Genomic DNA, 20,694 nt, shown 5'->3' with positions numbered 1-20,694 from the left:
TAGCCGCGTCTGCACCGTAGATTGACGAATACCCTCTGAGCTGGGATGACAAGGACTTGGAGAGTTCTGTCACCCCGGCTCAGAGGGTATTCGTAGAGGCGGTTGTTGTACGCTGACCGGTAAATGCGAGAACGACTGATATCTATGCCGAAGGTCTCGCCTTGACAACCCATGTCCCACTGAGCGCCACGACGAACACAAAAGCGCCAAGAATCCAGGCGAGCCAGGAGGGGCCGTCGGGACGCACCACGGTCCATGCAACGATCAGTGAACCGATCAGGGCGACCGCCAACACTACCAGATAGCCGACGCCAACAGCGCCGGCCGGAATGGGCAGGCGAGTTCCCGAGGCTTTCGCCGCGATACGACTCGTCACTGCTACAAGTAGGGCTGCGACGACGAGCAAGGGTCCCGCGATCTGCTTCGGTAGAAGTGCAGATGCCACGACCGCAGCACCCGCGGTTACTCCGAGTGTTGCGAAGTACCACCCCGGAACGGGAAGCCGACGGTCAGCCGCATTCGGACCAGCGAACGATCCTCGGTCTGCTGCTGAAGGTGAGCCCATGGCCACAAGTCAACACCTCGCTTCATGTTATGTCAAGATTTTTCACGACCTGAACAAGTTGTGCACTTGCCGTGGCGCCGAGGGACTGCCGCGAGGAGCGCTCGACGAACTGGAGCCGGTCAATGCTGCGAGCGTCCGTCGATGATGGGCCGGACTGCCGTACGGGCGGCAACACTGCGCACGACCAAGATTTGTGGTGGTCAGGGTGCCGGTGTGCCGCGCCGGTAATTCGCCTCAGAACCCTCGCCGTTTGCGCCGGGCGACACTGTCCCACGAATCGCGCTGCAGTCCCTCGAAGCCGACATTCGGTCGTGGATCGCCGACTGGAGCAGCGATCCACGACCGTTTGCCTTTAACAAGATCGCCGAGGATTTCCTCGAGTCACTCGTCCGGTTCTGTCAGCGACGTTCCTGCCCGACGCCTAGACCACGCACGACACGTAAAGGCCGGCGGCCGTCAGGCCACCTACAGTGACCCAGGCTGCGACGCCGGTCGGGGGGAAGACGAAGAGCGCGACCCCGCTGGCGATCGCCAGGACGCATCCGGTGTTCCACGGGGGATTCTGTGCAGCTCCTCCGCCGTAGGCAAGGTTGTAGCTCGCAAGCAGGTTGCCGTCAAGGTACTTCTGCAGGTAGCTGCCGTGACAGTCGGTGGTCGGCCGTCCAGGACTGAGCCAGAAGCTGCTGCCGTCGACTCCGATGCAGTTGTACTCGTACTCGCCAGTCTGGATCGCCGGGGGAGCCGGGACCGTGCTGGTTGTTGCCACATGGCGCATGGTGAGGTCGCCGGCCGGCGCCACGGTTGCGGCACTCGCGGCCTGAGGTGCGACGACTGCCGTGGCGACGATCAATGTCGCCAGGATCGTCATGAGCTTCTGCATAGACACTTCCCCTCGTCGAGTTGCGGCGTCGTTGCCGCGACCTGTTGAGGACGCTATGCACTGGACGGATGGTCAGGGAAAGGCCGAGTTTCGCAACTCTCGATGCGCTACCGACGACGTTGTTCGAATTGCGCGACGCGCTGTTGCTCCCAGGGCCGTTGCGTGTTCGGCGGGCAGATGATTGAGCTGGGGCTATGGCGAGTGAGTGACCTCTGTGGAGGGGCCGGGGCGGGTGAGATCGCTTAGGTGATCATGGAGTTCTTGACGCTCCCAGACCGCCTCGAGGACCTCACCCGCGATGTCAGCATGCCCGATCCAGGTACTGTCCGCAGTCACCACCCCCACCATCACCCCAGCCCGCCCGGTCACCGACGGTGAACAGACCGGTCTGCTGCACGCGTTGTCAGCGGTGCCGGACCCCCGCAGCCCGCGCGGGCTGCGGTACCCGCTCGCCGGGCTCCTCGCGGTCGCGGTGTGCGCGGTCATGGCCGGCGCGTCGTCGGTCACCGCGATCGCCGACTGGCGGCACGACCTGGACGACATCGCCCGGGCCCGGCTCGGCTTCATCCGCAAGGTCCCGGCCACCAGCACGATGTGGCGGTTGTTGATCCGCCTGGACGCCGACCTGCTCGCCACGACCCTCGCGGGCTGGCTGCGCACCCGGACCGACCGGCCACACCCCGCCCACGGCGGTATCGGCAGGTGATCGCCGTGGACGGCAAGACGCTGCGGGGCGCCCGCCGCGCCGACGGCAGCCAGGCGCATCTGCTGTCCGCGCTGGACACCAGCACCGGCATCGTCCTCGCGCAGGTCATCGTGAGCGCGAAGTCGAACGAGATTCCCGCTTTCACACCGCTGCTGGATGCGATCGAACGCCTCCTGGGCAGCCTGCAAGACCTGATCTTCGTCGCCGACGCCATGCACACCCAGACCGGCCACGCCAACGAGATCGCCGCGCGGGGCGCCCACCTGCTGATCCCGGTCAAGGGAAACCGTCCGACCCTGCACGCCCAGCTCAAAACCCTGCCCTGGACCCAGATCCCGATCGGGCACCAGACCCGCGACTGCGGTCACGGCCGCCGCGAGACCCGCACCGTCAAAGCCGTCACCGTCACCACCCCCGGCGGGATCGGCTTCCCACACGCCGAACAAGCCATCCGGATCACCCGCACCCGCACCACCACCCGCAGCGGCAAGACCACCCGCGAAACCGCGTACCTGACCATCTCACTGCCCGCCGCCGACGCCCAACCCATCGACCTGCAGGACTGGATCCGCCGCGAGTGGCTCATCGTAGCCCTGCACCACATCAGAGACGTCACATTCCGTGAAGACGCACATCAGGCCCGGACCGGCAACGGACCCGCCGTCATCGCCACCGTACGTAACACCGCAATCGGCTACCACTACGCGTGTTCGTCCAGGTCGTGCAACCAGTCCGTGATCGCGGCGAAGGACGATGCCCCGCCAGAACGGCGCAGACCGCGACCGCCAGTAACGCGGTCAGCGGGTAGCGCACGCCGCGCGGGTCACGCGGATCGGGAACCGCGGCGAGGACGTGCAGCAAGCCGCCGTGTTCACCATCGGTGACCGGCGCGGCCGGGCCGATCGAGGTAGGTGCCGTTACGGCCAGTGCTGAGATGAGCGATGATGCCATCGGCGGGTGAGGTCTTCCTCGGAGTCGTGAAGCGTCGCAACTCCATGATCACCGATGCGGCCTCACCCGCTTTCTTCGCCTCCACAGAGGCCAACAACCCGTGAAAACCCCTGTTCAGCGGCCCGCCGCCCGACTACGCAATGGCCCTGGGCCTACCCGGACGACTCGTCAGGGCGGGGTCCAGATACTGAATCGCTTGGTTTTACTCGGTATTCGTTTAGATCGACCAGGAGTTCCTGGAGGAGTACCGCTGAGAGCCGGCGGGTTCACGGCGGTGGCTGTTCGAGGACGAGCCGGCGACCACCGGGGATGAACGCTGGGACGTCTTCCTGGCGGCGTTGGCTGAGCACTTGGCGGCATGGGACGGTTCCGCGGGCCCGGCGTGGGCCGAGCAGCGCTCGCTCGACAGGTTCTGGTTTCCGTTCAACACGAGTGCAGCCCGCGTCGATGCTGTGGTGCATGCGCCTGCCGCGTTTCGGCGGCGTGGGGTGTACGTAGCGCCGGGCGAGTTGGAGGTCGCGTGAGCGCGGCAGACCCTCTTCTCGATCGGGACGCGGTCGAGACCTCTTTCCGGGCACTCGGCGATCGCCTTGTACGTCGTGGTGTGGTGGCAGACCTGTACGTTTTCGTTGGCGCGGCGATGGCACTGGCCTACGACGCTCGCCGGCGACGCGGGACATCGACGCGGTCTTTCGTGATATGCCGCATACGACTCGCACTCACAGCATGACGCCGCGCCCGGTGTTCCACCGCGCCAATTCGCTTGCAGCCGTATCCGGTCAGTGGTCGGATGCCGTTCATGATGACGGCTTGTTGCGAGTCCTCGATGCTCTATCAGGCCGCCGACGGCAGTGAACTGCCCTTGCTGGTCTTCGAGTCGGGCGAAGGCACACAGCCCCGTGCCGGCGTCGTCTTGTTCCATGGCGGCGCTTTGCGCGAGGGATCAGCCGACGGGCTCGCCCCGCACTGCCGGAAATTGGCGGCGCGCGGAATCTTGGCGGTCTCAGCGGGGTATCGGCTGCTCGGTCGTGACGCTGTCAGCATCGACGACTGCATCGCGGATGTTCGGCGGGCGGTCGAGCAGTTCGGGCAGTTGGCCGCGTCGCGCGGGCTCGAAGCACCGCATCTGGCCTCGGGCGGCAGTTCGGCCGGCGCTCATCTCGCGCTCGTCGCAGCGATGATCGACCGGGACGGGCCTACTCCGGCACCGAAGTCCGGCACCGCGGCCGTCGTGGCCCTCAACCCTGCGGGCTTGGACCTGTGCTCCTTCGAGCCGGAGTTGCAGCGCCACCTCGAACATCAGGTCGGCATCGCCGCGGGCAGATTGATCGAGTACTCGTTGATCGAGTTCGTGCGGCCGGGAAGTCCGCCGGTGCTGATCCACCACGGCACCTGTGACGAGGTTGAGCCGATCGACTCTGTGCGGCGGTTCCAGGACGCGATGGTGCGCTCTGGCAACGAGTGCACGCTGCTTGAGTACGAACACGCCGAACACGGATTCCACTACCCTGGCAACAGCGGGCACTTCGACGACGTCATCGACGCCACAGCGCAGTTCCTCCTCGATCGGATCGCCACGAAGTGAACAGGCAGAGATCCATTTCCGTCAGCGAAGTCCGACTGCCGTACTAGCCGGATGTCGCGGTCGCCGTGCCAGACCGATCGGTTGATCAAGGGCGTGAGCGGGGAGTCGCGGAGATTCGTCGCGCTCGCAGGCTCCCGAACTGCTGGTAGGTCGGGCGGTATGTGGAGTTCGGTCCTGGCAGTGTGGGGGTCAGGGGTTCGAGTCCCCTCGGCTCCACTCATCGATAGGCGCTTCCTGTTCAAAGGCGGGAAGCGCCTTTTTCGCCGTTGCGATTCGTGGGTTCCTCGCGCTCGCTTCGCTCGCTCCGGGCGGGGGCTTCGCCACCCGTACCCCGTGTCGGTGGTTACCCGGCGCCTGCCGCTTACGGTCGTGCCTTCGCTTCGCTCGGCCTTCGGCCTTTGCTCTTGCTTTTTGCTCCGGTTCGTCGGGGTCTCGGCCGTTGCTCCCGTCAGACGCCGGTCGACCGCGTGGATGGTCGCGGTTCTTGCCTCGGGCGGGGCCCTGGCGGCTGGGACCCCCGGCGGGTTGGACTGGCGCGCATCAACGGCCCTCGGGATCGGCATCACTGATGGCGGCGGGCTGCCACGCTGCCGTCACGGCGTACAACCCCTTGCGGCTATTGACGTCGCTATCTGCCGAGTCTCGCATTCTGCCGCACCGAGTCATTGACGTATATAAAACTGACTGGGATCCTCGTGGCGCAGCGGAAGCGTTACCCAGCGGAATGGGAGTCTTCTATGTTCAACCGAACAGTCGATCGGCCCCTCACCCGCCTCGGCGAGGCCTGGGCCCGGCACGTGGACCGCGGCCGACGGCGAGGTACGCCGATGAAGCACCGACTCCGGCGGGGCCTTGTGGCCTCGCTCCTCGCGGTCGCGATCACCCTGCCAGGAGGCGCCCGGCCGGTACAGGCGTTCAACCCGGCCACGATCCAGACCTGGATCACGATCGCCACCTCTGCCTACAACCTGGTCAAGAGCGTTCTCTCCAGCGGCGCGTCCAACGATCAGATCAAGGCGGCGGTCCAGCAGATCGTCGCGTCGATCGAGTCCGCCAAGACCCAGATCCTCGCGCACGTGGACGCGCTAGCCGCGGCAGAGGCGCAAGCCTGCGCCAGACATCACGTGATCGAGTTCGCCGACATCGACCGGTTCACCCCGGACACGTTGCAGCAGTGGGCACAGGACGCAACCGGGTGCGCCGTCCTCATCGACAGCCTCATCAAGGTGGTCACGGACAAGGCCCAGGTGGACCTGCTCAACCTGGCGGCCAACGCGGTCGGACCGATCGCGCTGGCGGCGAGGCTACGTGCGGGGTTCAGCACCGCCGGCCTGACCGCCACCCTGCGGGACGCCAACAATGTGGCCATCAGTCAGCTCGCAGCCCTCTGCTCGACCAGGAACGAGGTCGGGCCCAACTACAGCTACGTGATCACGGTGTACAGCTGCTCCGCGTACAACGGCTTTGCGGAGGCGAGACGGCAGGTATACCCGTCAACAACACAGCCGCCCATCGACACGGCGGCGGTTGCGGACGAGGCGACAAAGAACACCAGCCGGGCAGTCTCGGTCGCGGTCCTGCCGACGCTGCAGTTCTGACCCGACATGGTGCGGGCGGCCGGCCTCCGGCGGTAGCCCTGTAGGTGGCGGCGGCGCTTGCGTGCGCCGCCGCCCCGGGTCGGTGGTCGTCCTTATCGCTTCTGTTACGCGCGCATTCTTGCTCGGCGGTTCGCCTTTGCTTCGCCCGGCGCTACTTCACCTCAACGGGGACCGGCCACCAGACCCGAGCCGAGCATGACGCCCCGATCGGCGGCTACTTCCGCTGGCGTTAACAGCACGCCACACCCAAGGCCACCTCGAAAATCCGTCGTCCCGAATTACTTGGTCGTGGCCGCGTGACGGGGCAATAACCGCCCGGTCGCCGGTGGCACAATCGCGCCGAGGAGGTAACGCATGAGCGCGGACGGCGAGGCCCGAATCCCCGCATCAACTGGAACGAACAGGCACGCTGAACGCCAGTAGCGTTGGGGAACTTCGTAACATCGTTGACGCCTTGATCAAGACCCCCGTTGGTCCAGACGCCCGCACAGTCGGCATGCTCGTTGATGCGGTCAACGCTCTGGGCGGTCACAATTTCCCCGGGTTCCCCGCGCTCGCTCCCCGGCGGGTTTCGCCACCCGCACCTCCGCGGTGGCCTTGCGGTTCCTTGTTCCTTGCGCCTTCGGCACATCGACGCTTGTCTGCCTGGAACTCGGGGCCTTTGTTCCTGCCTTCTGAACCCGCCCGACGGCGGTGGTTCTTGTGGTCGGTCTTGTTGCTGTCAGGCGTTGTACAGCACGGTCCGGTAGCCCCATAGTGCTGCGATGGTCAGCGCCGTGATCGCTGTCGCAAACGGCCACCGATGGCCGTGCGGGCGGGCGAAGGCGACGATAGCGGTCGCAACGTAGAGCACCGCGACGATCGCCGTCCAGAGGGTCGCGATGGGCACCCGGTCGCCGCAGCCGGCAGGTGCCGGTAGGACGGCCGCGCACACGTTAAAGCGTGGCACGGCCAACCACCAGAAGCCTGCGCACGCGGTCACCGCGATGACGGTGGCCGCTGCGGCCCCGAGCCACGAGCGGAAACGTGCAGACACCGGCACCTCCGAAGGGGTTCTGTCCGTGGTTTGTCGCGAGCGCTATCGGCTATCAGTTTCCCAGCTCGTGCTGGGCGATTGTCCAGGTGACCACGTCCAGGTGGTCGCGTCTCGATGGGGTCGGCAGCCGCTGCCGTAGGTCGGTGGTCACGATGTGCCCGGCTCCAGCAGTGCGGAGGACAGCGTGGCGGTGAGCCGGGCTCGGTACTCCTCGCCGGTCCAGCCGCACACCTTGACGAGCGGTTCGTACACCTCGACCGCCAGGTCCTTGCGCAGCGCGCCGATCTCCGCCAGGTGCGCGGCCGGGCCGCGGATTCCTTCCCGATGCTGGCGGTCCGTCTCCCGCAGCAGGGCGTGCAGGGCCGCGTCGGCCGGGGTCGCCGCGGCCGCGGGCGCGCAGCACCCGGTACACCGCCTGCTCGGCGCCAAGGCCGTCGACCGCTGATGCCCGGAACGCCGCCAATTCATGATCACGGACGTTCCGCGCGCTCCAGCACGCCGAAACGTCCGCGATCTGTGAAGGATCTTGTCGGGCGGTGCCAGGCCGCGCACCCGGCCGTGCCTTAGCGGTGCCGGGCTGCGGCGTCCGTGGTGCGGGGCGGCTGTGCTCCACGCCTGGTCTGACCCGGGTTGCTTGATCGTCGGAAACATCTGGCTGCCCAGGCAACCCGAAGTTTCCCTTGATCTACGAACCGCAGCCGCACCACCCCGGCCAGGCTCAACCGCCGCACCCGTGATCGCGATCATGAGCCGCAACCGGCCAGAACCCACCACGACAACGCCCATCGCTCATGGTCGACGAGGCTCCGTGCCGCTCCAGCGACGCGAAACGTCCGTGATCATTGGGGTTGGTGATATGCATGTCGCATGACCTATGCCGCTGATCCGCGCGTCGACGCCTACATCGACGCGCTGCCCGAGTGGCAGCAGGTCATCTGCCGGGAGGTCCGGGAGCTCGTGCACGCCGCGGACCCGGACGTCGTCGAGACCATCAAGCGCACCGTCCAGCCCTACTTCGTGCTCGACGGCAACATCTGCGCCCTGCTGGCGGCGAAGCAGCACGTCAACGTCTTCCTCTACGACGGCGCCATCGTCCCCGACCCCGAGGGGATCATCACCGGCGGCCACGGCAACAAGACCGCGCGGACCGTCGCCGTGCGGCAGGGCGAGACCGTGCCGGCCGCGCCGCTGGGCGGGATGTTCCGGCAGATCATCGCCAACAACCGCGCCGGCGGCTGGCGGAAGCTGAAAGGGCCGGCCGGCGATCAGCCGAAGTCGTAGACCGTCACCGGGATGCCCCGGTCGACGAGTTGGGCGACGATCAGCGGCTCGATGCGCTCCCACCGGCCGCCGGCCAGGCCGCAGCCGATGCGGGGCATGTGCACCGAGGCCGAGGCCTCGAGCGCGGCCGCCTCGTCGGCCAGGCGGCCCAGGCAGCGCTCGACCGCGTCATAGCGGATCGGCGGGCCGGAGGAGCCGGACTTGATGCCGTGCTGGCCGATCATGTTGGCGACCCAGATGTCCTGGCGCACCTGCACCAGCCGGACCGCGCCCAGGCCGAAGTTGTTGTCGGCGCGATGCCGGTGCCAGTCGCGGAAGTCGCGCTCCGGCTCGGGCCAGCGCTTCGACACGGCCACCACGAAGCCCGCGCCCCAGCGGCCCAGGTCGTTGCAGATGTGCGCGATGACCTTGGGGCCGGCGGCGTGCGGGCTGGTGGCGTCACCCTGGACGAACCGAAGCGCTGTCATGCGCGGAATCATGGCACCGGGGTACGACAGAAATTCACGCCGACGGCAGCACCACAGCGTATGGCCGCGGGAAGCCGACACCCTGTGCCCGCTTGTCGTGCAGCGCCTCGATCGGCACGTCTGCGATCCGGCCGGACGACGGGTTGAAGCACTGGAACACCCCGTCGGCGTGGCCGACGATCAGCACCCAGTGCCGGGGCACGATCCGGCCCACCAGCAGCGGCACGGGCCAGCCGCTCTCGACGGCGGCGACGACGTCGCCCAGGTCCTGCCGGAAGAGCTTCCAGCCGTACCGCGTGCCGAGCGCCTCGGCGTGTGAGGAGATCACGGCGGCCACGCCCCAGGGGGTCGTGCCGAGCTTGCGCGGCCAGATCCGGTTGGCGGCGCGGTGGATCCGGTGCTGCTCGGCGGCCGGGTCGTCGATCGTGGCGGCATACGCCGGATCAAGGTTGGCCGAGGCCACCATGGCGACGGTCGGGCCGCAGGTGAACCCGTCGGTCTGTCGCACGCCCTGCAGTTCCACGGTGGCCTCCTCGGCGACTCCACGGCACGCTGCACCGGCCCGCATCGTAGAACATGTATGGCGCGCCGAGGAGTGTCAGCCGCGTCTGAGCAGCCTGCCGACGGCGGCCATCATCTCGGTCGCCATCTCCTCGCCCTTGCCGTCCTGGGCCCCGTGGTGCATGCAGTGCCTGGCGTGGTCGTCGAGCAGGCCGAGTGCCACCTTGTCGAGCGCCGCCTGGATGGCGCTGATCTGGGTCAGCACGTCGATGCAGTAGCGATCTTCGTCGACCATCTTCTCCACGCCGCGCACCTGGCCCTCGATGCGGCGCAGGCGGCTCTGGAGCTGGTCCTTGGTGGCGGTGTACCCGCGCGGCGTGGCCGTCGTCATGGCAACCAGCATACCCGTTCTGACGAAACCCCCTGGGGGTATGAAGGGCCCGGTACGCGGCGACAACACTCAACCCGCTGGGTCGGGTTGCCGATAACGTACCCGTGGGAACGTGGGTGGCCAGGCGTCTCTGGCTCGTCTGGTGGCTGATCGGCGGCGTCTCCGTCGCCGCCTACCCGCTGTTGCCTCATGGTGACCATCTCACCAACCTGGCCTACGGCGTCGCCGGTCTCGGCACCGTGCTGCTCGTGCTGCTCGGCGTGCGGCGCAACCGGCCCGACCGGCCCGCGCTGTGGTACTGGCTCGCCGGCGCCCTGCTCGTGTGGTTCCTCGGCGGCGTGGGGTACGGCGTCGAGACCCGGCTGCTGCACCACGCCGGATTCCCGCTCGTCGCCGACGCGTTCTTCCTCGCCGCGCACCCGGCGGTCGCGGTGGGGCTGTGGCTGCTGTTGCGGGCGCAGGGCCGGGACCGGGGCGGCGTGATCGACGCCTGCATCGCCGGTGCCGGCGCCGGCCTGCTGTTCTGGGTGTTCGTGATGCGGCCGGTCGCCGAGGCGACGAACGCCTCGCCGGTGCAGCGGGTGTTCGTCCTGGCGTACCCCGCCGTCAACGTCCTGCTGATGGTGCTGCTCGCCCGGCTCCTCGTCGGCCGCGCCGCCCGGACGCCGAGCTTCCGGCTGCTCGCCGCGGGTGTCACGCTCATGGTCGCCACCGACGCCACCACCTCCGTGCTCTCCGACAGCACCCCCGACCCGGGCGTCCTGCTCCAGGTCGGCTGGCTGCTGGCCGGCCTGTGCGTCGGGGCCGCCGCGGTGCACCCGTCGGCACGCCACCTGACCGATCCGATCGAGCAGCCCGAGGCGGGGCTGTCGAAGGGGCGTCTGACGGTACTGGCGGTGAGCTCCCTCGTCGCCCCGGTCCTGCTGCTCGGGCAGGGGCTTGCCGGGGTCGACGCCCTCGACTGGCTCCCCATCGGCGTGGTCGCTGTGGTCCTCTTCGTGCTCGTTGTGGTCCGGATGTCCGGTCTGGTGGGCAAAGTCCAGTCCCAGGCCGACCTGCTCAGCGAGCTGGCCATGCGCGACGACCTCACCGGCCTGCCGAACCGGCGGCTGCTCGAGGAGCTGATCCGCGACGAGCTCGACACCTGCGGCCGGCCGCAGGTCGCCTTCATCGACCTCGACGACTTCAAGCGCATCAACGACGGCCTCGGCCACGCCATCGGTGACCAGCTCCTCGCCGCCGTGGGCAAGCGGCTCGGCGGGGTGCTGCGCCCCGGCGACGTGGTCGCCCGGCTCGGCGGCGACGAGTTCGCCGTCCTCATGCCCGACACCGGCCAGGCGGCCGCCGACGCGCTGGTGACCGAGCTCGCCACCGCGCTCGAGGAACCGGTCTTCGCGGGTGAGCACCATCTGCTCGTCCAGGCCAGCATCGGCGTCGCCGACGCCGAGGGCACCCGCGACCCGTTCGAGATCCTGCGCCGCGCCGACGTGGCGATGTACGCGGCGAAGGAGAGCAGCGGCCACCAGGAGCGCTTCCGCCCGGAGCTGGACCAGCGCGCCGCGGAGGTCGCCCAGCTCGGCGCGCAGCTGCGGGAGGCGCTCGACCAGGGCCAGTTCCAGCTTGTATACCAGCCGATCGTCGCCCTGCCGCACGGCGAGATCGCCGGCGTCGAGGCCCTGATCCGCTGGCACCATCCGCGGCTGGGGTTCATGAGCCCGGCCGACTTCATCCCCGTCGCCGAGCGCAACGGCCAGATCGTCGAGCTGGGCGCATGGATCCTGCTCGAGGCATGCTCACAGGCGGCCACCTGGATCGCCACCCTGGGCCCGGAAGCCCCCGGCAAGGTCAGCGTGAACGTGTCGGCCCGGCAGCTGGCCGAGCCCGACTTCGCCGAGGTGGTCGCGGCGGTACTGGCGGCGACCGGCCTGCCGGCCGACCGTCTCGCGATCGAGGTCACCGAGACCGCGGTCTTCGGCGGCGGCCGGGCGATCGAGGCCCTCGACGCGGTGCACGCCCTCGGCGTGCGGGTCGCGCTGGACGATTTCGGGACGGGCCACTCGTCGCTGGGCCTGCTGCAGACGTGCCCGGTCGACATCCTCAAGGTCGACAAGTCCTTCGTCGACGACATCACCATGGCCGGCCGCCACTCGGTGATCGCCACCGCGCTGATCAACGTCAGCGACGGGCTGAACCTGGAGGCCATCGCCGAGGGCGTGGAGACGGCCGAGCAGGCGCGGGAACTCTACCGCCTGGGCTACCGCTACGCGCAGGGCTACCACTTCGGCCGGCCGGTCGCGACCCCGCAGTTCGCGCTGCAGTCCGTGACTGCCTAATCCCCGCCGAGCGGTTTGCGGATCGTAAGGAGCGGACACCGGCGGCGGCGCATAGCGTCGAGGCGTGATCAAAGCGGTCCTGGCGCTCAGCGTCGTCGTCGGGTGCGTCGGCGCCGCCATGCATCCGCCCGACGGTTCCACCTTCTCCGCCCGGGCGCCCATCCTGCTCGGCATCGCCTGGGTCGCGTTCGCCGTCGCGGTCTGGACCCTGCCCAAGGCGCGGGTCGTGCCGCTCGTGCTCGGCGGGGCGGTCGCGCTGCAGCTGGCGGCCGGGTTCGCGCCGCCGCGCAGCAGCGACGACATGTACCGCTACGTGTGGGACGGGCGCATCCAGGCGTCGGGCACCGACCCCTACCGGTACCCGCCCTCGTCACCGCGACTGCGTGAGCACCGCGACCCGGACTTCCTGTGGGCGCCCGACGGGCGGTGGTGCGTGCCGGACGGGTGCACCCACATCAACCGGCCCGACGTCCCCACGATCTACCCGCCGGTCGCCGAGGCGTATTTCACCGTCGTGCACTGGCTGTCGCCGCCGCGGAGCCGCACCGGGCCGATACAGCTGGCCGCCGCGTTGTGCGCGCTCGCGAGCACAGTGCTGCTGCTGTTCGCACCCGGCCTGTCCAGGCGGTTCGCCGCCGCCTGGGCCTGGTGCCCGGCCGTCGCGGTGGAGGCGGCCAACAACGCCCATGTCGAGTTCCTCGCCGTCCTGCTGACCGCGACGGCGATCCTGCTCGTCGCCCGCGGCCGGGCCTGGGGCGGGGGAGCGGTGCTCGGGCTGGCGATCGCGACCAAGTTCAGCCCGGCGCTCGTAGCGCCGGCGCTGGCCCGCCGGCGGCCCGTCGCGGTCGGGATCAGCGCGCTGGCCGCGGTGGCGGTGGTGTACGCGCCGCACGTCGCCCTGGTCGGCCCGAAGGTCCTCGGCTACCTCCCCGGCTATCTCCAGGAGGAGGGCTACGCGGGCGGCGGCCGGTTCGCGCTGCTGACGACCGTCCTCCCGGACGCCTGGGCCGCCCCGGTCGCCGTCGCCGTCCTGGCGGCCGTCGCCCTGTGGGTGCTGCGCACGACCGATCCTGATCGCCCGTGGGCCGCCGCCACCGTGATGGTCGGCAGCGCGCTGCTGGTGACCGCGCCCGGCTATCCGTGGTACGCCACGCTGCTCGTCCTGCTGGCCGCCGCCGGAGGCCGGGTCGAGTGGCTGGGGGTCGCGGTCGCCGGGTCGCTGGTCCTCTACGCCAACGACCTCGGCATCACTCCGCTGCTCGCCCAGCGGCTCGGCTACGGCCTCGCGCTCGCCGCCGTGGTGACGGTCGCGGTGTTGCGGTCGCGCTCCAGGCTCGGCGACGCGGCCGCGGCGCTGTCGCCCGGCAGCACGACGCAGGAACGGCAGCGTGCCTCGTAGGTGTAGGTGCCGTCGTCCGGCAGCGCCGTCGACGGGGCCAGCTCGCGCAGCATCGGCTCGCCGTGCTCGAGCACCTGCGTATACACCGCGCTGAACCCCCGGCAGCGGTCACACACGGCGCGCCGGTAGGTGACGGTCGCCGGTCCGAGCTCCAGCAGGGCCCGCACCGGGGCGAACAGCTCGCCGCGGTGGTCGAGGTCGATGCCGGCCGCGACGACGCGGGTGCCGCGCCGCAGCAGCATGCGCACCACGTCGATGTCGGAGAGCGCGAACATGTGGACCTCGTCGATGCCGACGACGTCGAGCTCCTCGTCGAGCGCGCAGGCGAGCGACGTCGCCTTCACGGTCGTGAGGGCGGCGCCGCTGCGCGAGACGACCCCCGCGTCGCGCACGTGCCGGGCGCTCTGGAACACCCGGTGCCGCGTTGCGGTGTACTGCAACGGGGACAGCAGGCTCACCAGCTCGAGCGACTTGCCGCTCTTCATCGGGCCGAGGATGACGGTCAGGTCCACGGGCGACACGCTACCTGTTCGTCCGGCGCCGTTCAGTCGTGTGGCATCTCACCCACGGCTGTTCTGGGTTGCGACCTTCGCGGTAAAGGGGCATGTTTGAGTCATGCCCGTCGCTACCCCAGCCAGCCGTCTGCGGCATGGTGTGCGACGGCTTGCGCTGACGATCTGCGCCCTCATCCTGGGCGCCGGCTTCAGCCCGGCCCTGCCGTCCACAGCGGAGTCGCCATCGGCGCCGGTCGCCGAGGTGTTCGTCGCGTTCAGTCAGCAGTCCACTGTGGATGAACAGGCGGTCGTGGAGCTCTCCGGCGAGCCGCCGGTCGCCACGGCCGTGCCGGCGACGGTTCCGGCGCCGCAATGGCCGTCCGGCGACCTCCGGGTGGGCGCCGCCGCCGGCCGCGCACCACCTCGCACCTTGACGTAAGCGACGAGTCCCCCCTCAGTTCGCCGTTCGACCCCTCGAAGGTGCCCGCCATGGAAGCTGCCGCACAGGAGTTCGCCCAGGGAATGCGCGAGGCGCTGGCCATCTGGCTGGCGCTGCTCGCCGCCGTTGTCATCACGTTTCTCGTCCTGTCCTTGCTGTCGCGGCGCGGCGGGAAGACCGGCCCGTCGTGGTGGGCCCGCGTCCGGAAGGCGATCAAGGATCCGGAGGTCGCCAAGGAGCGCCAGGCCAAGGCGGAGCGCAGCGCCGCGGCGATCAAGGAACTGGAGCGGTATTCCGCCGAGGTCGCCGTCGCCGCCGAGCGCGCCAACGTCATGGCCGAGCGGCGCCGCGCCGAGTGGGAGGGTGCTCAGCGGACCCAGGACGCGGCCTGGCGGGCCTACGAGGAGGCCGAGGCGGCCGTGCGGCGGCTCCGCAGGGCCAACGCGTTCCCGCTGGTCGAGGACGATCCGGCGATCCGGCGGCAAAACCTGGTGCGGCTGGTCAACGCGGCACACCAGCGGGGCGAGATCTCGGCTTTCGAGCTCGCCGACGCGCTCATGCACCGCAACGGCTGGGACCCGGCGGCCCATCCGTTCGCGCAGGAGCTGATGCTGCGCCGTGTCATCCGGGACCGGAAGTTCCAGGCGTACCAGGAGGCGTCGGAGATCGAGCGGCAGGCCGCGAAGGCCGCCGACCTGGCCGCCGCCGCCAAGCGCAGCCTCGACGACGAAGCCTTCGACGCGCAACTGCGCCTACGCAACGCGACCCGCCCCGAGCACTCGACGTCGGCGTCCTTCCGGACGGCACCGGCCCGCTGACGCGACCGCGACCGGGATCGCTGCAGGATCGGAGCGGTTTCAGTGTTCGTGGGCGCAGCCTGCGATGCGGGTGGGAGACTACGTTACGTGACCGTAACGTAGCGTCGGGTCGGGGGCAGGTCATGGGCGTGGAGCTGTCGATCATCGCGGGGCTGTGCTACAGCTCGTCCAGCGTCAACGCGTCCGGCGCGGACGAGCATCCGGTCACCGGCGACGAGCGGTCGCTGTTCGGGCTCGACGAGGGTGCGCTCGTCGAGGCCGTCGCCGCCTGCCTCGGGCGGGCGCCCGACCTGGCCCAGCTCGACGGGTTTCTGCACCACTCGCACGACTGGACTCCGGTCACGACCACGCTGCGGGTCGCGAGCGCATCCGTCACCGGCGTCGGCTCCGAGCCGGTGAGCCTGCCGCTGCCCGCCGAGCCGACCCGGCTGACCTGCACGGCGGCCCACGTGTGGTCGCCGGCGGCCGGGGTCAGCCCGACCGTGCCCGTGCGGTACCGCATCGAGCTCCCCGCCGGCGGGATGCTCGACTACCAGCACGAATGGGGCGCCGGCGCCATCGAATCGTGCACCGTCGACCTGCCCTCCGGCGAACCCGGCGACGAGCTCGTCGGACTGCGGACGAAGCTCGGCGTGCGGGTGGTCTACGACGCCTATCTGACCGGGGACGTGGCGGTGCACTACCGCGACGGCCACCAGGGGCACCGCTTCTGGGGCCTCGACGTCGGCACCGTGATGGCCGCGGCCGGCCTGCTCAACGGGCGTCACTTCACGGAGGATCTGAGCATCCGGTACCTCGCCAGCGCCCGCGTCATGCACGCCGACCCGGCCGGCGCGCTGACCACGATCGGCGGGCCCGGCATCCGTGCCGGTGCCGACCTGGCCCTCACCACGGCGTGACGGCAGAGGCTACGGTGCACCCCGTGGCCTATCTGCTCTCCGTCAACGTCGGCACCCCGGCGCCCACCGACCACTCCGACGTGCCGACGACCAGCATCGACAAGCGGCCCGTCGCCGGACCGGTCGAGATCTCCGCGCCCGGGCCGCGCGGCACCGCCGCCACCGGCGTGGCCGGCGACACGGTCTGTGACCTCAACCATCACGGCGGCCCGGACCAGGCGGTCTACGCCTACGCACGCGAGGACCTCGCCTGGTGGGCCGGTGAGCTGGGCCGGGAGCTGCCCGGCGGGATCTTCGGGGAGAACCTGACCACGTCGGGCCTCGACGTGACCGGCGCGCTGATCGGCGAGCGCTGGCGCATCGGCGACGACGTCGTCCTGGAGGTCTCCGCGCCGCGCATCCCGTGCCGCACGTTCGCCGGCTGGCTGGAGGAGCCGGCCTGGGTCAAACGGTTCACGGCGCGTGCGGCGCCCGGTGCCTACCTGCGGGTCGTCCACCCCGGACGGATCCAGGCCGGCAACGAGGTCCACGTGGTCCGCAGCCCCGCGCACGACGTCACGATCGGAGTGGCGTTCCGCGCGCTCACCATCGAGTCCGAGCTCCTGCCGCGGCTCCTCGCCGCGGCGGAACTGCCGGAGCGGACCAAGGAGAAGGTCCGGGCCCGGCTCAGGACGCCTGGATAGAGCGCTTCGACAGACCCATGAAGTAGCCCTCGATGACCGACGTCGTCGGGGCGTCCGGCCGGTCCGCCGCGCCGAGCGTGACGAACAGCGGCGTGTAGTGCTCGACCGTCGGGTGGGCGAAGGGCATGCCGGGGGCCTCGCTCGCGTAGCGCGCGAGCGTGTCGACGTCGCCCTTCGCGAGAGCCTCGGCCGCCCATGCGTCGAAGTCGGTGGACCATCCGGGCGGGCCGCCGGCGCCGAGCCAGTGCTCGCGGCGCAGGAACGGCAGGCCGTGCGTCATGAACCCGGAGCCGATGACGAGCACGCCCTCCTCGCGCAGCGGCCGCAGCCGCTTGCCCAGCTCGAGCAGCCGGTCCGGGTCGTGCGTGGGCAGGCTCAGCTGGAGCACGGGGACGTCGCCCAGCGGGTACATCACCATGAGCGGCACCCAGGCGCCGTGGTCGAGCCCGCGGTTGCGGTGCTCGTGGACCGGCTCCGAGTCGGGCATCGCGGCGGCGACCCGCCGGGCCAGGTCGGAGGCGTCGGGGGTCTCGTACCGCAGCTGGTAGAAGTGCGGCGCGAAGCCGCCGAAGTCGTATACCAGGGGTGTGCCCGCCGCCGTGCTGGAGACGCTCAGCGGTGCCGACTCCCAGTGCGCGCTGACGATGAGGACCGCCTTGGGCTTGGGTAGCCCGTGGGCCCAGTCGAACAGCTGACGCATCCAGGTGCCGTCCTCCAGCAGCGGCGGCGCGCCATGGCCGAGATAGATGCTCGGGAGTGCTCCGTCCGAGGGGGTCCAGGTGCGCTGGTCCCGGCTGGCCGGGACGGCGACGGAGAGGTGTTGGTCCAGCAGGGGCAGCGCACTCATGGATTCACTGTAGCGTTTAGTTGAGTGCTCAACAAGATTGTCAGGAGTCCTCCAGCGCAAGCTCCGACGCGCGACGCAGGGCCTCGGCGACGGCCCTGGTCTCGGCCGCGCCGTAGACGAGCAGGAGCTCCCGGTCGGCGCCACCGCGCCGGTCGGTGGCGGTGGCGCGCTCGATCACGACGCGGGTGGTGGTCATCTGGTCGTCGACGGCGATGTCCATGTCGGCGACCCCGATGTCCACCTGGCGAACGAAGAGTTCTTCCATGGGGCAAAGCGTGGCCGAGCACCATGAACGCGACGCCGCCCCGATCGGGTTATTAGGGCGCGGTATTCCCCGGCGGATTACTGTTCAGACACCCTGTCCGTGACGGATCCGCCTGCCCGGAGCGGTGTTCGGGGCTGATCGCCCTGTGCCGCCGCGACGTGCGGCCCCGGTCAGTGGTGCGCCCGGGCGATGGTCGTCACCAGCAGCTTCGCCTCGTGGATGTGGGCCAGCTCGTCATCGGTGAGGTGCGGCTCCGTGGCACGGCGCCGGACGGCCGCCTCCAGCTGCGACAGCGGGTTGTCGCGTGTGCAGGAGAGCAGGACGTCGAGGAACTCCTCGGCGCGATCGGTGAAGGGATGGTCCGGCTTGACCGCCACCTGGGCGATGATGATGGCCGTCATCGCCACGTCGAGCTCCGGCGGGCCCTCGATGCTGTTGCGCCAGTCGATGACCACCGGACCGCCCTCGGTCATCACGACGTTTTCCGGGTGCAGGTCGAGGTGCAGGATGCGGGTGCCGGGGTCGGTGGCCGACCGCACCCGGATCCGGTGCAGCCGGTCCAGCAGATCGGCCAGCACCACACCGCCGTCGCGCAGGTGCATCGTGCCGTCGCCGAGGGCCTGGAGCATGGTGGGGCCGTCGAGCCGCTCCAGGATGAGATCGGCGCCGTCGGCCTCGTAGACCCGGGGCACCGGATAGCCGTGGTCCGCGACGTAACGCATGACGGTCACCTCGGCGGTGACGTCTCCTCCCCTGCGGTATCGCCGCAGGACCCGCCGCTCGTCGAGCGCGTAGACATCCGCGTCGCGGCCGCTGGCGAGAAGTGCGGTCATGCCGAGACTTTACGTCTCGATCGAAATCCCGGCGACCTACAACCAACCGTTCTCGTCGGCGAGACGAACCGCCTCCGCGCGTGTTCGCGCGCCGGTCTTGCCGATCGCGGCCGACAGGTGGTTGCGCACCGTGCCCTCGGAAAGGCCCAACTGGGCGGCCACGTCGGCGACCGTCCCGCCCTCGCGGGCCGCGCGCAGCACGTCGGCCTCGCGGGGTGTCAGCGGGCTGTCTCCACTGGCGAGGGTCTCCGCGGCCAGTGTCGGGTCGACGACCCGCAGCCCGGCCGCGATCCGCCGGACCGCGTCGGCGAGCTGCCTCGCGGGTGTGTCCTTGACAACAAATCCGGAGGCGCCGGCGGCCATCGCCCGGCGCAGGTACCCCGGCCGGCCGAACGTCGTCACCATCAGCACCTTGCAGCTCGGCAGCGCCTTGCGCAGGGCCTCGGCGGCGGCGATGCCGTCGAGGCCGGGCATCTCGACGTCGAGGAGCGCGACGTCGGGCCGCGCCTCCCGGGCGGCCGCCACGACCTCGTCACCGCGCCCGATCTCGGCCACGACGGTGAGGTCGGGCTCGAGGTCGAGCAGTGCCGCGAGGGCTCCACGCACGAGGGCCTGGTCGTCGGCGATCAGCAGTCGGATGGCCACGGTCGGCATGCTTTCACGCCCGGCCGGCCGCGGCCTGCCCACCCGGACGGGTGGGGCAAGGCACGCCGGGTCTTGTCGCGTCCCAGGTGTGGGACACCGCCCACCTCATAGTGATCTGCATCACTCGCTACTGGGCGAGGGTGGTGACGGTCCGGACCGCCGCGGCGACGACCCCGGCCGCGAACTCCAGGTCGAGCGTGTCGACCGTGTCCGTCGGGCGGTGGTAGTGCGGGTTGCGGTAGTCGGCGGTGTCGGTCACCAGCAGTGAACGGCGGCCCGACTCCCAGTAGGGCACGTGGTCGCTGCGCATCACCAGGTCGCGTGCCACGACGGGCACGATGAACGGGAAGACCGGCACCTCGGCGTGCATCGCGAACTCCTGGACCAGGTGCATCGAGTCCGGTTCGCCGATCAGCGCGATGAAGTCCCCGCGCTCGCGTGGCTCGATCAGCTCGAGGAACTGCTCCGGATACCGCTGGGCCTCCGCCGTGTAGGCGATCATCTCGAACACGATCGACTCGGTCTGCTGCGTGATCCGCTCCACGTGGGCCACGCTGCCGCCGAAGTCGACCTCCTCACCGCCGAAGAAGCAGAACCGGATCGTCCGGGCGGGCAGCTCCATGTCCCGCAACGCGTGCGCCGCCTCGATCACCCCGGCGACCCCGCTCGCGTTGTCGTCGGCGCCCGGGCTGTCCTGCACCGAGTCCCAGTGCGCACAGAGCTCCACGGCGTCGTCGGAGGTGCCGCCCTGGATCTCGGCGACGAGGTTGATCTCGTGCAGCTCGCTGCCGTACCGCTCGACGCTGACGGCCAGCCCCAGTGCGGAGAGTTGATCGGTGATGTACCGCAGGGCGGCCGGCACGCCGGGCAGGTCGCCGCAGCGCGGCCCGTGTGCGGTCAGCGCGACGATGTGGGCGCGGAGCCGATCAGCGGAGATCATGAGGGCCAATATATGGAACAGCCCCCGAGGTTCCCACACTGACGCGCAGGCCCGGTTGGACGAACACCGGGAAGCCTCGGGGGCTGGGTAACTGTCTCGATTTCGCCAAACCGCCACCTTTCGGCGGTCGCACGAAGC

Annotated in this window: 22 protein-coding genes and 3 pseudogenes; 11 read left to right on the top strand and 14 right to left on the bottom strand. The window is 69.8% G+C overall.

Going from position 1 to position 20,694, the window contains the following annotated elements; translation table 11 throughout:
* Positions 1-142: 142 nt before the first annotated feature.
* Both Dfulv_RS42875 and Dfulv_RS42870 read right to left on the bottom strand, forming a co-directional pair.
* Entirely contained in the window at positions 143-445 is a 303-nt protein-coding gene (locus Dfulv_RS42875; protein WP_259859544.1) for a hypothetical protein, read from the bottom strand.
* 541 nt (positions 446-986) lie between these two features.
* A complete protein-coding gene (locus Dfulv_RS42870) occupies positions 987-1,445 on the bottom strand; it encodes a hypothetical protein (RefSeq protein WP_259859543.1) in 459 nt (152 codons plus the stop codon).
* 298 nt (positions 1,446-1,743) lie between these two features.
* Here Dfulv_RS42870 and Dfulv_RS42865 point away from each other — a divergent pair, with 298 nt between their 5' ends.
* Both Dfulv_RS42865 and Dfulv_RS42860 read left to right on the top strand, forming a co-directional pair.
* Complete coding sequence (locus tag Dfulv_RS42865; RefSeq protein ID WP_259859542.1) at positions 1,744-2,151, top strand: transposase family protein; 408 nt, start codon at positions 1,744-1,746, stop codon at positions 2,149-2,151.
* Positions 2,040-2,783: pseudogene (locus tag Dfulv_RS42860) on the top strand (ISAs1 family transposase); the annotation flags it as partial. The gene Dfulv_RS42865 and the pseudogene Dfulv_RS42860, both read left to right, overlap by 112 nt.
* A 67-nt stretch (positions 2,784-2,850) precedes the next feature.
* On the opposite strand, the pseudogene Dfulv_RS49110 reads toward Dfulv_RS42860, so the two are convergent.
* Positions 2,851-3,009, bottom strand: a pseudogene (locus Dfulv_RS49110) (transposase family protein); the annotation flags it as partial.
* 883 nt (positions 3,010-3,892) lie between these two features.
* Between Dfulv_RS49110 and Dfulv_RS42850 the strand changes: the two are divergent.
* Positions 3,893-4,687, top strand: a complete 795-nt coding sequence (locus Dfulv_RS42850; RefSeq protein ID WP_259859540.1) for an alpha/beta hydrolase — start codon at positions 3,893-3,895, stop codon at positions 4,685-4,687.
* A gap of 695 nt (positions 4,688-5,382) precedes the next feature.
* Complete coding sequence (locus tag Dfulv_RS42845; RefSeq protein WP_259859539.1) at positions 5,383-6,285, top strand: hypothetical protein; 903 nt, start codon at positions 5,383-5,385, stop codon at positions 6,283-6,285.
* 721 nt (positions 6,286-7,006) lie between these two features.
* Here the strand turns inward: Dfulv_RS42845 and Dfulv_RS42840 are convergent.
* A complete protein-coding gene (locus tag Dfulv_RS42840; RefSeq protein ID WP_259859538.1) occupies positions 7,007-7,267 on the bottom strand; it encodes a hypothetical protein in 261 nt (86 codons plus the stop codon).
* Positions 7,268-7,468: 201 nt separating this feature from the next.
* Positions 7,469-7,750, bottom strand: a complete 282-nt coding sequence (locus tag Dfulv_RS42835) for a hypothetical protein (RefSeq protein WP_259859537.1) — start codon at positions 7,748-7,750, stop codon at positions 7,469-7,471.
* A 438-nt stretch (positions 7,751-8,188) separates the two neighbouring features.
* On the opposite strand from Dfulv_RS42835, the gene Dfulv_RS42830 reads away from it, so the two are divergent.
* Positions 8,189-8,602: a DUF1801 domain-containing protein gene (locus Dfulv_RS42830; protein ID WP_259859536.1), complete on the top strand. Its 414-nt coding sequence runs from the start codon at positions 8,189-8,191 to the stop codon at positions 8,600-8,602.
* Here the strand turns inward: Dfulv_RS42830 and Dfulv_RS42825 are convergent.
* From Dfulv_RS42825 to Dfulv_RS42815, 3 genes are all read right to left on the bottom strand, one after another.
* On the bottom strand, positions 8,587-9,069 hold the full coding sequence (locus Dfulv_RS42825) for a macro domain-containing protein (RefSeq protein ID WP_259859535.1): 483 nt from the start codon (positions 9,067-9,069) through the stop codon (positions 8,587-8,589). The two genes, Dfulv_RS42830 and Dfulv_RS42825, sit on opposite strands and share 16 nt — an antisense overlap.
* 34 nt (positions 9,070-9,103) lie before the next feature.
* Positions 9,104-9,592, bottom strand: a complete 489-nt coding sequence (locus Dfulv_RS42820) for a cysteine peptidase family C39 domain-containing protein (protein WP_259859534.1) — start codon at positions 9,590-9,592, stop codon at positions 9,104-9,106.
* 75 nt (positions 9,593-9,667) lie between these two features.
* Positions 9,668-9,961, bottom strand: a complete 294-nt coding sequence (locus Dfulv_RS42815) for a metal-sensitive transcriptional regulator (RefSeq protein WP_259859533.1) — start codon at positions 9,959-9,961, stop codon at positions 9,668-9,670.
* 116 nt (positions 9,962-10,077) lie between these two features.
* Between Dfulv_RS42815 and Dfulv_RS42810 the strand changes: the two genes are divergently transcribed.
* Positions 10,078-12,294, top strand: a complete 2,217-nt coding sequence (locus Dfulv_RS42810; RefSeq protein WP_259859532.1) for a putative bifunctional diguanylate cyclase/phosphodiesterase — start codon at positions 10,078-10,080, stop codon at positions 12,292-12,294.
* A gap of 118 nt (positions 12,295-12,412) precedes the next feature.
* Positions 12,413-13,357 (top strand): annotated as a pseudogene (locus Dfulv_RS42805) (glycosyltransferase 87 family protein); the annotation flags it as partial.
* A gap of 212 nt (positions 13,358-13,569) precedes the next feature.
* On the opposite strand, the gene Dfulv_RS42800 reads toward Dfulv_RS42805, so the two are convergent.
* Complete coding sequence (locus Dfulv_RS42800) at positions 13,570-14,205, bottom strand: thymidine kinase (protein ID WP_259859531.1); 636 nt, start codon at positions 14,203-14,205, stop codon at positions 13,570-13,572.
* A gap of 142 nt (positions 14,206-14,347) precedes the next feature.
* Here Dfulv_RS42800 and Dfulv_RS42795 point away from each other — a divergent pair, with 142 nt between their 5' ends.
* The 4 genes from Dfulv_RS42795 to Dfulv_RS42780 all read left to right on the top strand — a co-directional run bounded on the left by Dfulv_RS42795 (position 14,348) and on the right by Dfulv_RS42780 (position 17,026).
* The gene (locus tag Dfulv_RS42795; RefSeq protein ID WP_259859530.1) at positions 14,348-14,626 is read left to right on the top strand and encodes a hypothetical protein; all 279 of its coding nucleotides are present in this window, start codon (positions 14,348-14,350) and stop codon (positions 14,624-14,626) included.
* Positions 14,627-14,676: 50 nt separating this feature from the next.
* Positions 14,677-15,444, top strand: coding sequence for a hypothetical protein (locus Dfulv_RS42790; RefSeq protein WP_259859529.1), 768 nt, complete (start codon positions 14,677-14,679; stop codon positions 15,442-15,444).
* Positions 15,445-15,572: 128 nt separating this feature from the next.
* Complete coding sequence (locus tag Dfulv_RS42785) at positions 15,573-16,343, top strand: hypothetical protein (RefSeq protein WP_259859528.1); 771 nt, start codon at positions 15,573-15,575, stop codon at positions 16,341-16,343.
* 23 nt (positions 16,344-16,366) lie between these two features.
* Entirely contained in the window at positions 16,367-17,026 is a 660-nt protein-coding gene (locus Dfulv_RS42780; RefSeq protein WP_259859527.1) for an MOSC domain-containing protein, read from the top strand.
* Here the strand turns inward: Dfulv_RS42780 and Dfulv_RS42775 are convergent.
* The 5 genes from Dfulv_RS42775 to Dfulv_RS42755 all read right to left on the bottom strand — a co-directional run bounded on the left by Dfulv_RS42775 (position 17,010) and on the right by Dfulv_RS42755 (position 20,556).
* Positions 17,010-17,873 (bottom strand): dioxygenase family protein, encoded by an 864-nt coding sequence (locus Dfulv_RS42775; RefSeq protein ID WP_259859526.1) that lies wholly within the window; start codon positions 17,871-17,873, stop codon positions 17,010-17,012. The genes Dfulv_RS42780 and Dfulv_RS42775 overlap by 17 nt on opposite strands.
* Before the next feature lie 40 nt (positions 17,874-17,913).
* The gene (locus Dfulv_RS42770) at positions 17,914-18,138 is read right to left on the bottom strand and encodes a hypothetical protein (protein WP_259859525.1); all 225 of its coding nucleotides are present in this window, start codon (positions 18,136-18,138) and stop codon (positions 17,914-17,916) included.
* A 170-nt stretch (positions 18,139-18,308) separates the two neighbouring features.
* Complete coding sequence (locus Dfulv_RS42765) at positions 18,309-18,971, bottom strand: phosphotransferase (RefSeq protein ID WP_259859524.1); 663 nt, start codon at positions 18,969-18,971, stop codon at positions 18,309-18,311.
* 36 nt (positions 18,972-19,007) lie between these two features.
* Positions 19,008-19,616 carry a response regulator transcription factor gene (locus Dfulv_RS42760; protein ID WP_259859523.1) on the bottom strand — a complete coding sequence of 203 codons (609 nt, stop codon included), beginning with the start codon at positions 19,614-19,616 and terminating at the stop codon, positions 19,008-19,010.
* Between the two features lie 127 nt (positions 19,617-19,743).
* Positions 19,744-20,556, bottom strand: coding sequence for a M20/M25/M40 family metallo-hydrolase (locus Dfulv_RS42755; protein ID WP_259859522.1), 813 nt, complete (start codon positions 20,554-20,556; stop codon positions 19,744-19,746).
* Between the last annotated feature and the right edge of the window lie 138 nt (positions 20,557-20,694).

The sequence above is a fragment of the Dactylosporangium fulvum genome, from assembly GCF_025137375.1.
GTDB lineage: Bacteria > Actinomycetota > Actinomycetes > Mycobacteriales > Micromonosporaceae > Dactylosporangium > Dactylosporangium fulvum.
Note: the sequence above shows the minus strand (reverse complement) of the source record. Positions and strands in the feature narration are given on the sequence as shown.